Genomic DNA, 12,805 nt, shown 5'->3' on the forward strand with positions numbered 1-12,805 from the left:
CTCATCCGGACGCCGCGCCTGCGGCTGCCCCGGAGGCCGCCGAGGGGACGGGCGGGGCCAGGAAGGTCCGCTGTATGCGGTCGAGGGTGCGGAAGTCGTCGATGGTGACTTCCTGGAGGTCGATGCTGTTGCCGGACAGCTCCTCCAGCAGGTCGATGAACTCCAGGAAGTCCATGGAGTCGATGAGGCGCGCCTCGATCAGGTCCTCGTCCGGGGCGACGGTGCCGGTGAGGCCGGGGTTCTTCTCGTGGAGCCACGCGGTGATGCTGTCCATGGTGGGGAACCGTTCCTTGTCGTACGGGTGTTGTCGGAGCCGGGGCGGCCCGGAGCCGGGCCGGCCCGAAGCCGAGGGGGCGAAGCGGAAGGCGCTCAGTCGCCGGCGCGGCGGAGCCGGTCGAGGGCCAGCTCGGGGGTTCCGTGGGCGAGGACCATCGCGTGGACCCAGCGCTCGACGCCGAAGGCCACGCAGGAGCTGTAGACGGGTTCCTGGGAGCCCGCGCGGATGCCGAGCCGCTCACCGAAGAAGTTGCGGTGCCGGTTGACCGAGGCGATCGCGGTGCCGTCCGGGGCGCTGAACTCGTGCTTGACCGGGTCCAGCATCATCAGCCGGGCGCGGGATCCGCCCTTGTCGTAGAACGGGTCGTCGGCTGCGGCCCGGGTCAGCTCCAGGCCGAGCAGGGCGGCGGCCTCACGGATGAACTCCGCTCCCCGGTCCAGGTGTTCGGATGCCCCGTCCTGGGTGCCGAGGTAGAGCACCTCGCGCATGTGGAAGCCCCAGAGCCGTCGCAGCCCGTCGTAGTGGGTCTCGTTGCGGTAGCAGCGGCCGGTCGCCGAGAGCCTCAGCCCGTCCGCGCCGATGTCCTGCCCCTCCAGGGAGAGGAGAAGCCCGTAGCAGGTGGCGGAGGGCAGGAGGTGGCCGGTGGGCTCCAGCGGCAGGCCGCCCGGCTGCTGACCGCCGGCCAGCCCGTCGAAGGCGTCCGGGGCGAAGCGGCCTGCGGCGACACCGAGATGGGGGAAGTTGCGGAAGTAGTCCAGCCGGGACAGGCCCTCCGCCGAGAGCAGGGGCGGGCCCACCACCTCCGGTGCCGAGAGCCTGGCCGCCAGGCCTGTCAGCAGGGCGTCCAGTCCGTGCAGCAGGGCGGTGTGGACCGGGTCCAGCGGGACCAGTCCGGGTCCCGGGCTCTTCAGGGTGATACCCGACGGCTTCGTGGTGTCGGTTGTGCTCATGCAGACCGCTCCCTCTGAGCGTGGCGAAGAGAGCCGAGGAGATGGTCCATCGGCGGGGCGGAACGTTCCAAACCGCTGATCGTGGCGGAGTGAAGTTCCTTGTGAAGGTGGCCATTTCGACGGACCGCACGGGATGCGCCGACGGAGGCTCCGTCAGGAGCCATGCCACGTAGGGACCTTAGGGCGGGACGCCGTAATTTGTCTAGACCAAAGATGACGAAACACCTGGCCGACCCGGCACGTTGCCCGTGGCGTCGACAACGACCCGCGCACCCGTACCGGCGCGTCGCTTGACAGGGGTAATGGTCTGGACCACTGTGCTGATCGCGGGATCTCCACCGATCCGCCGGAGTGACCGCCCCCGATCCTGCCGTTCGCACTCTCCGCGGACAGCGGCGCGCTGCCCCCCGGCCGAGAAGGAGTCCGTGTCCGCCATGCCCTTCTCACGCCTCCCGCGCGCCCTTCCTCCGGCGCCTGCCAACCGGACCCCGGGCGACCGCCGGGCCGCCCGAGTCCCCCTGCCCAGAAGGTCAGAGTGATACCCAACACCCCGCAAGGCTCCCGCCGTCCCCGGTTGCACCGGGCGGCTTCCGACCGTCCCTACTTCAGCGCCGACGGCGAGTCCTACCTCGCCCAGACCACCCTTCGGGAACTGAGCAAGTCGCGGCCGCTGCGGGTGCTGTCCGAGGAGGACTTCGCCCACTGGCAGACCTATGGCTACGTCGTCGTCCGCGAGGCGGTCCCCGCTGAGACGGCCCGTCAACTGCTCGACTTCACGTGGGACTTCCAGGGCCTCGACCCGGACCGCCCGGACAGCTGGTACGAGGACCGCCCGTTCCGTTCCCAACTGGACCGCCAGCTGCACGTCTACGGCTTCGTCGAGGCGTACCACCACCAGTTGCTGTGGGACAACCGCCAGGCCCAGCGGGTGTACGACGCCTTCGTCGACGTGTGGGACTGCGAGGAGCTGTGGGTCACCCTGGACCGGCTCAACCTCAACCCGCCCAACGTCGGGAACCGGGACCGCGCTCTCATCGACGCCACCGACCGGGGCTTCGACATCGAGCTGCACTGGGACATCGACACCACGCTGGGCGTCCCGCCGCAGCGGGTGCAGGGCATCATCGCGCTCAACGACACCAGCCCGGAGACGGGCGGCTTCCAGTGCGGCCCCGAGCTGTTCCGGCGGTTCGAGGACTGGAAGATCGGCCAGCCCGCGGACCGGGACCCCATCCGCCCTTCGGTGGACCGCTCCGAGTTCCCGGTCGTGCGGCCCGACCTGCACCCCGGTGACCTGTTGATCTGGAACGGCCTGCTCGCCCACGGCGTGGCCCGCAACACCTCGCGCGACGGCGTCCGGGCGGTCCAGTACCTGTCCATGATGCCCGCGCTGGAGGAGCACGAGAGGCTGCGGCGCTCACGCGTCGAGTCCTGGCGGCACCTGCGCACCCCGCGCTGGAACCGCACCCTGGTCGGCGATCTCACCCAGCACGAGTCCAAGCGCTACCCCACCGCCACGCTCGACGGGCTCGGCAGCCGGCTGCTCGGCCTCACCTCGTGGAACGACGCGGACCAGGAGCAGGGCCACGGCCAGGGCCAGAACCAGGAGCAGCCCGCCGGCGGACGGAGCGAGGAGCCGTCGTGCGCCGCGTCTGCCTGACCCTCCCGACCAACCGGCCCTGCGCCGAGACGATCGCCGCGGTCGCCGCGGAGGCGGCCCACGGCGCCCGGCACTTCGGCGTCGAGGTGCACCTGCTGATCCTGGACTCGTCCGACGCCCCGGCACTCACCGGGCACCGGGCGGCCGTCTCGGCCCTGCCCCGGGAACCCGGCGTGGTCGTCCACCACCTCGACGAGGCCCGGCAGCGGGCCTTCCTGCGGGAGGTGGCCACCGCGTCCGGCGTCGCCGACCCGGACCGGGTGCTCGACCTGATGCTGCCCGACCGCGTGTCGTACGGCGCCTGCACCAACCGGGCCTTCCTGATCGCGGAGGCGCTCGGCTGCGAATCGGTGCACCGCCGGGACTCCGACAGCCGGTACCAGAGCCTGGACGGCGAGCCGGTCTTCCCCCTCCACCAGGAACTGACCTCCCTGGGGCGGCGGGCCGCCGACGTCACGGACCTGGTGTCGCGCAGCCGGCTCGACCCCGCTCACGCGCACCGGCCGGTGGCCATGGTGGGGGGCTCCTTCATCGGCGAGATGTCCGTGGACGTCGAGGAGATCCGCCGGCTCGACCCGGCCGTGCACCACGAGCTGGTCGGGCTGTCGGTGCCGGAGGGATATCCGGAGATCTGGCGGCGGAACCTGATCGAGGAGTCCTTCCGCGGTGCCGGGACGACCCCGTTCGCCGCCGACCTCACCACTCTCACCAGGGTCGCGCCGACCCGCGTCGACATGTGCAACATCGGCTTCGACAGCCGGGTCTACGGGGCGGTTCCGCTGCCGCCCGCCACCGACACCATCGGCAGCGACTACTTCCTCATCCACCTGGTCCACGACGCCCGCCTCCCCGGCGTGCTGCACAACCGGCACATCGTCAACTACCACACCGGTGAACGCCGTTCGGATGCCGGCTTCGTCGCCTACCAGGTGCGGCTGGCGAAGTTCCTGCTGTCGACGCCGTACTTCAACGCCGTGTACGCGGCAGCGGCGGCGGCCGGCGACACACTGCTGGACCAGGCGGGCCGGGTCCGTCCCGACGCCGTCGCCGCGCTGGTCCGGGACAGCACACGGCTCGACCCGGCGGGGAACGCCGAACGGTTCGACGTCATCGAGCGCTCCTACCGTGCGCTGGGCGGCCGGTACACGGCGGTCGCGGAGGCCCTCGCCGCGCGCCGCGAGCCGCTCCTGGACGCGGCCAGGGCGGACATGGAGGACTTCGCCCTGCTGATCGACGCCTGGGAACCCCTGGTACGGGCCGCCGGACGCGCCGGCCTCGGCAGCGGCACCGGCACCGGCACCGGCGCCCGGAGCGGTACGCCTCGGCCGGGGCAGGAACGTACGGTCACCGTCGCCTACGCGGGCGGCGAGAGGCGCCGGGGCCCCGTCACGATGGGGCAGGCGAACATGATCCGCTGCATCCTGCGGGACGAGCCCCTGCACATCAACAACCACGACGTCTGGCCGGTGCCCGTGGGCACCGCACCGGAGCAGGTGCTCGACGCGCTGCGCGAACTGGTGGTACGCCACGAAGCGCTGCGCACCACCTTCCCCGAGCCGGCCGCCGGTACGTCCCGAACGCAAGTCGTCGCCGAGGAAGGCGATTTCACCGTACGCGTCCTGGACCACGAGGAGTTGGGCGCGGACCCCGCGCACTACGCCGAGACGGTCGCCCGGCAGGCCCGTGCCGGGCGGTTCCGGCTGGACCGGGACTTCCCGCTCCGCATCACCCTGCTCAGCCTGCGCGGAGCACCGGCCTTCGTCACCCTGTCCTCCAGCCACGCGGTGACCGACGGCAGCGCCCTCGCCGTACTGCGCGAGGAGTGGCTCGCGCTGCTGGACGGCGCCGGGCTGCCGCCGGTGGAGGCGCTCACCCCGCTCGATCTCGCCGCCGAGGAGGCGACACCGGCCGGACTCCGCAGGTCGGAGGCGTCACTTCGGTACTGGAAGCAGATCATCGGCACCGGGCCGCAGGAGATGTTCGCCGAACCGAGGGCCGTCCGCACCGACGGGCAGCAGCCGCAGCTCACCCTGCGCTCGCTGCGGGGCGCACGGGCACTCGCGCAGGCGGCCAAGCGCACCGGCAGTCCCTCCCCCACCGTGCTGCTGACGGCGTGGTGCACGCTCGTCGCGCACCGCTCCGGCCAGTCCACGTGCGTCGCCGCCGCCCCACTGTCCAACCGGTCGCGCCCGGGGCTCGCCCGCTCGGTGAACACCCTGTCGCAGGACGCGCTGCTCTCCCTCGACGTGCGGGGACCCTCCTTCGACGCGGTGCTGCGCAAGGCGTGGGGAGCGGCGCTCGGGGCCTACCGCCACAGCCAGTTCGACTCGGTCCGCCTGTGGGAGGCGATCGAGGAGACCACCTTCGAACGGGGCAGCCACTTCGCGCGCGACGTGGTCTTCAACGACGTGAGCGTCCTCACCGACACCCGCGCTCCCGCCACCGACCGGGACACCCGTCACGCCCGGGACGCGCGGGACGCCGAACTCGACCTGCACTGGGGCCCGGTGCAGGTGCTCCCGACCCGTCTGCTGTGCTTCGCCTACCGGACGGAACCACTGCTGCACCTCGGGATGTGGGCCGACCCCGCACTGTTCTCCCCGGAGGAGGCGGAGACCTTCCTCACCGGTCTGGTGAAGCTGCTGGAGGTGGTCGCGTACGAGGACGTACCGCTGGCCGCACTGACGGAGGTCACCGGGATACGGCCGGCCGTGCGCGCAGGCGACTGGCTGCGGGTGGACGGCTGCTGGACATCACCGACCGCGGTGGCGGGCGCCCTGAGCGAGGCACTGGGCGGCCTGCCCGTACACGTCACGACGGACGACGTCTCCGGACCCGAGCCGGTCGGCGATTCCCCCGGAGGCGGCCTGACCGCCTTCATCGCGTCCGGCGGCGCGCCACTCACCCCGGACGGGGCCCACACCGCGCTGATGGACGTGATCTCCGCGCCCGGCCCCGGCCATTCGGGACTCCTGGCGCCCGCGCGATACGTCATCGTTCACGATTCGCCGGCCACTCCGGGCGAAAGCACCGCATGGCTCCGGCAACGGATCCTCATGGAAGGGAACGGCCGTCACCGGCCGACGCGAGATGACCACTGACGAAGTGCTGGACCGGCCGGAGTCCCCGGATTCCGCTCCGCTCCCCAGCCCCTGGAAGTCGGGTTCCTTCCGGCTGTTCTTCACCGCCCGCAGCGCCTCGCTGCTCGCCGACGGCATGCTGATGGTCTCGCTGACCACGGCCGTGCTGGGGGCCGGATACGGCGCCGGCGGTGTGGGATACGCGCTGGCCGCGTGGATGGCACCGATCGCCCTGCTCGTGCTGTTCGGCGGCGTGCTCGCGGACCGGTTCACCCCGCAGGTGATGATGGTCGGCGCCGACCTGGTGCGGATGCTGGCCATGCTCACCCTCGCGGCGCTGCTCCTCACGACCGAGGTGCGCCTGTGGCAGATCATGGCCCTGATGGCGCTCAGCGGCGCCGCGACCGCCATGTTCCAGCCCGGTGTGGCCAGCATGGTTCCGCAGGTCGCGCCGGACATCCAGCGGGCCAACGCGCTGCTGCGGATATCCGAGGCGATGAGCGCGCTGGTCGGCCCCGGCCTGGCCGGTCTGCTGGTCGGCTACTGGCAGGTGGCGGGCTCCTACTTCGTGATCGCGGCGGCCTACGGTCTCAGCGCGCTGGTCCTCCTGCCGCTGCGCAGGCTCAGCGTCGTCCGGGAGGAGGGCGACGACCCGGTGCTGCACCGCCTGAAGGCGGGCTGGCAGGAGTTCCGCTCCCGCTCCTGGCTGTGGGGCGTGATCGTCGTCTGGGCGATCTACGGCCTGTTCGTCTTCGGGCCGGCCCTGCCGCTGGGCGCCGCCCTGCTCACCGAGCAGCACGGGGCGGACGGCTACGGCTGGATCGCCTCCGCCGACGGCGCCGGAACGATCGTCGGCGGCCTGCTCGGCATGCGGGTACGGCCCACCCGCCCACTCGTCGCGGGAGCCTGCGCGATGTTCTGCTTCGCCCTCAACCCCCTGGCCCCGGCCCTGGGCTGGTCCTTCACCGCCACCATGCTCACCGGGGTCCTGGCCGGTTGCGGGTTCGCCTTCTGGGGGGTGATGTGGGCGACCAGTGTGCAGTCCCACATCCCGCTCGCCGTGCTGAGCCGGGTGTACGCCTACGACGTCGCCGGGTCCATCATGGCCATCCCGCTGGGCAGGGCCCTGGCCGGCCCCGCGTCCGAGGCCTTCGGCGCGGACCGCGTACTGCTCTTCTCCTCGGCCGTCTCGGTGGTGTGCCTGGCCGCCATGCTGAGCGTGCCCGCCATCCGCCGCCTGGGCCGGGAGCCGGGGAAGGCCGAGGCGCTGGAGTCGCCGATCACGGCGGAGGAGGTGCCGGCGGTCGGGCCTGCCGGGCCTGTGTGAGGGCGGCGGGGCGCTGCGGAGGCCGGGAGCCCTCGACAGCCAATGCAGTTGCCTCACGACCGAGCCCCGGAGCTACTGGGCCGTCCCGGTTGGTTCCTGGCCCTGACCCTGACTCCAGCGCAGTTCGTTCACCGCCTCTCTGCGGACCGCGGGGTGGGGGTGGTGAAGGAACCGCTCGACGATCGGCAGTGCCGCCCGGTCGTGAGTCGAACCGAGGATTGCCAGGACGTAGTCCAGGAGCAGAGGTTCGAAGCCATCCGCACCGACCGCGAGCGGCTCCACCGCCCGGTAGGGAAGTTCGTAGTGCGTGGAGGCGGTGCAGGCTGCGTGCAGGGCGGACTCCCGCACCGGGTAGCCCTCATCAGAAAGCGCGACAGTGACGAGGCGTTCGACGACCCGCTCGGCGTCATCCGGCGTCAGGCGGCCCGTCTCCAGCACGTCGCCGACGCCATCAAGGCAGAGGTCCCGCCGGCCCGCATCCGAGCCGTTCAGCTCCTCCCAGGCCGATTCGACCAATGCCGTCAGACGCTGGTATCCGTCCACGGTCAGAGCATAGGAGACGGTGGCCGCCTGGGCTCAGGGATAAGTAACGGGGTCAGGGCGGTGAAGCCCGTCCTCCTCCACCCGGGCGGGTGGCCAGGAGCAGACACCGGGGCCCGTTCGGACAGCCGGTCCTACCGCGCCGGCAGGAAGGACATCGGCGGTGCCTGGGTGAAGCTGCCGGTGACATCTCCGACGAGTCCGCCTTCGAGGCCGGTGTCGCCGGCCAGATCGAGCTTCAGCGCGGGCGCACCCTCCGAGAGATCGAGTCCGGACATACGGACCCAGACGATGTTGGGCCGTGACGTCGACTCATAGACATAGATGCCGTTGGTCAGGTCCACGAGGGTGCGCCAAATGGTCTGCGAGGCGTAGGGCTTGTCGGGGTCGGCCACACGGAAGGGCTGAGCGGCGTTGCGCATCACGCTCAGCAGTGACGCGACGGCCTCGGTGGTGCCTGCGGGCTGCGGGAGCCTGGACAAGTAGTACGCCGCGCGCGCAAAGCGGTCCGAGGGATCAGTCCCACCCGGCAGAGGATCACTTCCGCCCAAGCCCTCGACCGTGCGCAGGCGAGCAAGCTGCTCCTCGAACGGAGGCGAGTTGGTGACCACCGTGTAGGCCCGGTCATGATGCACCCGCGGCGTCCCGTCCAGGTACTCGACGATCGCCGAGTCGCCCGACCGGTCATCCAGCGCCATGTGCAGCGTCACCGCCTTCCCGCTCGACGGGTCGGTCTGCGCGACCACTTGCAGCTGAGAGCTCTCGATCCAGGCGGCCGCCTCGGCGACGGTCGCGAAGTTGTCCAGTACGTACTGCATCCAGACCGCCACACTCAACGCCGGCCTGCTCTCATCCCGCTCGCCGTAGTCAGACTCCGGAAGGAACAGCTGATGCGCCGCGAGACCGGCTTCGTTCACCCCGTCCACGGTCATCAGATCATGTGCACCGGCGACCACACTGCCGTACACAGAGGCCCAGGTAAGCGTCCCGTCGAGACCGTCTTCACGGGACATGCCACGCGGAAACGCCCAGAGGTTCGTCGCCATCCCCTCCATCCAGTCCATGTTGCGCCCGGCAAGAACCGCCCCGCCCGCATCAGCCCAGAGTGCCCGCGTACACATACGTTCTCGCTTTCCGGCCGTCAGAGATCCGAACCGACCCGTAGTGGGCAGAAGCCATAACCGTTCACGTGCCATTATGGCGAATTGCATGCAAATCGTCCTGCCGATTCCGGTTGCGCCAGGGGCTTCACCACGTTGTCGGCCCAACGGTCAAGCTCGCGGCACGCGCCGGACAGCCCACCTGCGAAGTCCTGCGGCACCAAGAGGGCCATCCTGCTGACTCCGTACTCTGGCCAGTCCTGGTCGAGCTGGATAGCGGGGTACGGGTACAGGTCGACGGCGAAGCCGCCGAGCGGGCCCTGGAACCGGCCGCAACCTCGCCGGATCCGGGCTTGTTCGGGTATCAACCTGACGCCTATGAGCCCCACGGTATGCGTGCGGATGCCGTCCGGGCCGAGACACCCGCGCAGGCCAGAGATATCCCCCTATTCGAGATGAGTTCGCCGCGCCAGGACGGCCTCAATGAAGTTCCGAGGTGGTCGATATTTGTGATCCTCAACGTAATGATAAGTGAGATCCGGCGCAATCAACAATTCTCCACCTACAGCATAGACGCGCACTTCCGCAGATCCCAGCGAAACCCTGACTCCATCAATTTCCGTTCGGCAGGGATACGGGGGCTGACCACTACTGTGAGGCAAAGAGCAGGCGTGAAAACCACGCATCCTTGCAGAAGAATGGTCTCGGGCGAGCAGAATGAAGGCTCCGAGAAATTCATCCGGAACGTCTCCCTTCGGGAACGCAACGCCTCCCCCGAGCCACCCTATATTCAGTGGCCTCGCGCCACGAGGAATGCTTTCATTGGTGTAAACATAAGGAGATAGGTCGTTATACGTAATCATGTCACCCATCTGGTCAGGAACGGCGTACTACTACTCCGCAGTACGCCGGGTGAACTCCTCCATGTACTCGCGATGTTCCACCCGAATCGAAGATTCCGGGATTTCCCTCAGGGGTGCGAGATCGACGCCATCGAGCTTCCCGCATCCGTCGAGATCACTCAGTGCGTGCAGGAGGGCCTCCAGAGTCACTCGAGACTTCTCGTGCGGGACCAGCATGGCAACCAAGTCCCCTACCAACCTGGCCTGGGTGACGGAAAGAAGATCCGCAAAGTCTTGAACACGGTCGCTCGCTTCGACACGAGCCGCTTCGTCAGCACTCAGAAGGTCTCGGAGAAACTCGACGAAATACTTGGTTTCCATGCGCCTTGCGCTCCATTTTGGCGTGGGTACGGACGCGGGCACGCGACCTGCCTGGCTTTTGTGCTCCGTATACACCCCACCTACCACCCACAGCGCACTCACACCCCACGCCGGCGGAGGAGCGAAGAATGCCCTTGACTGGACGAGCGTCAGGACAGTAACGATGTTTCAGCGATAGAAACCTCTGGGAATACTTGCAATCTGAACTCCCCTACAGTGTCTCCGGTTTCAAATTTCACAACGAGTTGAGTCCTGCCGTTCCACTCCTCGACACGGAGCAGTCTCGCCCCTTCTCTGAAAAGATTCAGAATCACTTTTCCGGACGGCGCACACCAGCGCACAGCCACCGACTGTCCGACCGCGTCGTACGAAAAGATCAAGTCTTCGCCCGTGACATCGGCGAGGTTTATGATTCTCTGAGTCTCTCCAGTGGCTTCCGGCTCAACTCCGAGCGCATTGACGATCTCCTGAGGGTCGGGCGTGACGAACTCTGCCGAAAAGTACTTGCCACGTGGATTTCGTGCCACAACACCCCTGCCCTCGGACATGCATCGCAGGCTGCCACGGCAGGCTTCCTGAGAGCAACGTCAAATAATGGCCAGTGGGTCAGCCATGATCTCTTTCCAGCCTGGCGGGTCCGGCGTGCAAGCTGGTCAGTTGTGCAACCTGAGGAAGGCCCTGCCGAGCCAGCCGCGGAGACAAGGCAGCCCGCCTCCACTGTGGGCGGGCAGGTACAACCAGCGCACCCTTGTGGGACGAGTGGCCAAAGAACCGCCCCAGGGCGGGCAAGATGACGGCAGCACGTCGCGAAGCCGGTTGATCATCCGCAGGCGGCCAGAGACCGGACCCGCACGTTGCGCGGCGAGCAGGGCACAGGGCTCGCAGGGTTCCAGGGACGTCCGCTTTGATCACGTGATGCCGTGAGCCCGCCCCGCTGAGCCGGGGCCCGTCCGGGGCGTGGTTGGCAACTCGCTATCCAGTGCCCGCCGGGCCACGGCAACGAACCCCGCGCTGCCGGAGACCCGGGCACGTATCGCCGCTGAGCGGGCTGAAGGTTCGAGTTCGGCGGCACTGTCACCCGCGTCCGGGCTGTCGTTCACGATGCGCGCGTGCAGTCGGAACTCGTCACCTATGCCCCGGAGAACTTCGGCTCCCCGCTCCGCGACATCGTCCGGCCCCACCAGCCGAACCCGGATGTGCGCCTCATCCAGAGCCCTGCGCGCAGCGAATCCCGCTTCCCAGCGGCGCGACTCCGGGAGCGGAAGCGCGAACCATCCCTCGTCCAGGACGCGGTAGGCCGCGTCAGCCTGGGACAGGAACTTCTCGTACGCCTCCCGGCGCATCTCCCGATGGTCGATCGCTCGCCGCTCGGCCCGCTCCTCGCGGGCCAGGACACTCTGGTGACGTAACTGCCGGCCGGTCACCCAGGCCGAAGCGGCACCTGCGAGCCCCGCGGCGCTCAACGTGGACAGGGACGTGATCAGGGCGACCGCCACAGTGTCATTCACGGCACTCATCTTTCCTTGTCCGCAGACTCCGCACCGAGGGTGCGGAGTATCCCGGTTCGGAGGGCGGTCGATCCTCGAGCAGGTGGGGGCGTACTCGCGGACCTGCGGCAGGCAGCAAACCGGCTGCATCAGGGCAGGGCAAGGGACCAACAGGGTTCCGTTCAGCCTAGGCTGACGCCCCATACGTCTCCATGCCCAAGGCATTCGTCGCGTTGCTCATGATCATTATTGACCAGAACGGATACCTTCGATGCAGGCGCGCGGTACTCGAGGAAATCACCTTGATCGATAACCTTAAGGACGGGAGGCTTCGGCAGTCGCCAAAGCTCGTCACGCAATTCATCCCACGTAAGATATTGGGGAAACTCGTCGCACGTAGCAGCGCGCCACCGAACCACCAAGTCACTGCGGGCTGCCAGCCTGTGAAGCTCGATTCCACCCCCCGACACAACCCAATCCTGACCGGAATTAAAATAGAATTCAATGAAACCGTAGTCACGTCTCATTGAATCGCCCGCCCCAGCGAAAACATCCACGAAGCTACAGTCAATCTCCCGCTGAAGGTTCATGAGTGTAGAGCCGATGCCAACCCCATAGAGTCGCCCAGTTGCAATAAATGAGGCGATAAGCTCGGTGGCGTTCATGACTGCCCCTCAACTTCTCAATGAATGCCTTCATCTCGTCAGCACCTGCGGGTCAGGCAGAGGTCTCCAGTCAAAGCCAGCACCGACGCTACCTGAAAAGTGGCAGCGGCTCGATCCGCTCCCACAAGTCGTCCAGCACGGCCCACTACAAGGCTCCAATGCCACCGACAACGCCGAACTCCTGACAGGCTGGTGACAGTGAAGCCACGGACTCCGGCCTACCAGGGATAGCTACGAGGCTTGCGCAGCCAGAATCCGTGGGGCTCTTCACCCGAGGAAGGGGTCATCCACGGGCGGAGCTCGCTAGCATCGTCCGGTACCGACGCATGCACAAAGCGTGTATCCAATGCTGCCAGCAGAGTGGACAGCTCCGCTTGGGCATCCTCGGTAAGTGTCCCTATGAGCTCGTAACACGATCATGGTCGGGTCTTCTTGAGGCGGCGGTAGCAGATGAGGCTGCAGGCGATTGAGACGAAGGCGTCATGGAGTTCGGTGC

General features: G+C 68.2%; 11 protein-coding genes. 3 read left to right on the forward strand and 8 right to left on the reverse strand.

All coding sequences use genetic code 11. From position 1 onward, the window contains the following. Position 1: 1 nt before the first annotated feature. Together ACGFU6_RS17000 and ACGFU6_RS17005 are read right to left on the reverse strand one after the other, a co-directional pair. Positions 2 to 274, reverse strand: a complete 273-nt coding sequence (locus tag ACGFU6_RS17000) for an acyl carrier protein (protein WP_393611550.1) — start codon at positions 272 to 274, stop codon at positions 2 to 4. A gap of 95 nt (positions 275 to 369) precedes the next feature. Further along, on the reverse strand, positions 370 to 1,227 hold the full coding sequence (locus ACGFU6_RS17005) for an aminoacyl--tRNA ligase-related protein (RefSeq protein ID WP_393611552.1): 858 nt from the start codon (positions 1,225 to 1,227) through the stop codon (positions 370 to 372). Positions 1,228 to 1,762: 535 nt separating this feature from the next. Here ACGFU6_RS17005 and ACGFU6_RS17010 point away from each other — a divergent pair. From ACGFU6_RS17010 to ACGFU6_RS17020, 3 genes are read left to right on the forward strand one after another with little or no spacing between them, the layout of a single operon-like run. Further along, positions 1,763 to 2,887 carry a phytanoyl-CoA dioxygenase family protein gene (locus ACGFU6_RS17010; protein ID WP_393611554.1) on the forward strand — a complete coding sequence of 375 codons (1,125 nt, stop codon included), beginning with the start codon at positions 1,763 to 1,765 and terminating at the stop codon, positions 2,885 to 2,887. Further along, entirely contained in the window at positions 2,869 to 5,988 is a 3,120-nt protein-coding gene (locus ACGFU6_RS17015) for a DUF6271 family protein (protein ID WP_393611555.1), read from the forward strand. Before ACGFU6_RS17010 ends, ACGFU6_RS17015 begins: the two co-directional genes overlap by 19 nt. Further along, a complete protein-coding gene (locus ACGFU6_RS17020; RefSeq protein ID WP_393611556.1) occupies positions 5,978 to 7,294 on the forward strand; it encodes an MFS transporter in 1,317 nt (438 codons plus the stop codon). The genes ACGFU6_RS17015 and ACGFU6_RS17020 overlap by 11 nt, the downstream gene beginning before the upstream one ends. A gap of 72 nt (positions 7,295 to 7,366) precedes the next feature. Here ACGFU6_RS17020 and ACGFU6_RS17025 read toward each other — a convergent pair whose 3' ends face one another. The 6 genes from ACGFU6_RS17025 to ACGFU6_RS17050 all read right to left on the reverse strand — a co-directional run bounded on the left by ACGFU6_RS17025 (position 7,367) and on the right by ACGFU6_RS17050 (position 12,309). Continuing rightward, the gene (locus ACGFU6_RS17025; RefSeq protein ID WP_393611558.1) at positions 7,367 to 7,837 is read right to left on the reverse strand and encodes a HEAT repeat domain-containing protein; all 471 of its coding nucleotides are present in this window, start codon (positions 7,835 to 7,837) and stop codon (positions 7,367 to 7,369) included. A gap of 131 nt (positions 7,838 to 7,968) precedes the next feature. Then, complete coding sequence (locus ACGFU6_RS17030; protein WP_393611560.1) at positions 7,969 to 8,955, reverse strand: linear amide C-N hydrolase; 987 nt, start codon at positions 8,953 to 8,955, stop codon at positions 7,969 to 7,971. An 872-nt stretch (positions 8,956 to 9,827) separates the two neighbouring features. Beyond that, the gene (locus ACGFU6_RS17035) at positions 9,828 to 10,157 is read right to left on the reverse strand and encodes a hypothetical protein (RefSeq protein WP_393611562.1); all 330 of its coding nucleotides are present in this window, start codon (positions 10,155 to 10,157) and stop codon (positions 9,828 to 9,830) included. Positions 10,158 to 10,306: 149 nt separating this feature from the next. Then, positions 10,307 to 10,705: a hypothetical protein gene (locus ACGFU6_RS17040; RefSeq protein ID WP_393611563.1), complete on the reverse strand. Its 399-nt coding sequence runs from the start codon at positions 10,703 to 10,705 to the stop codon at positions 10,307 to 10,309. 360 nt (positions 10,706 to 11,065) lie between these two features. After that, positions 11,066 to 11,665 (reverse strand): hypothetical protein, encoded by a 600-nt coding sequence (locus ACGFU6_RS17045; protein ID WP_393611565.1) that lies wholly within the window; start codon positions 11,663 to 11,665, stop codon positions 11,066 to 11,068. Between the two features lie 161 nt (positions 11,666 to 11,826). After that, the gene (locus ACGFU6_RS17050; protein ID WP_393611566.1) at positions 11,827 to 12,309 is read right to left on the reverse strand and encodes a hypothetical protein; all 483 of its coding nucleotides are present in this window, start codon (positions 12,307 to 12,309) and stop codon (positions 11,827 to 11,829) included. Positions 12,310 to 12,805 lie beyond the last annotated feature (496 nt).

The organism is Streptomyces sp. NPDC048462 (genome assembly GCF_043200175.1).
In the GTDB taxonomy this organism is placed as follows: domain Bacteria; phylum Actinomycetota; class Actinomycetes; order Streptomycetales; family Streptomycetaceae; genus Streptomyces.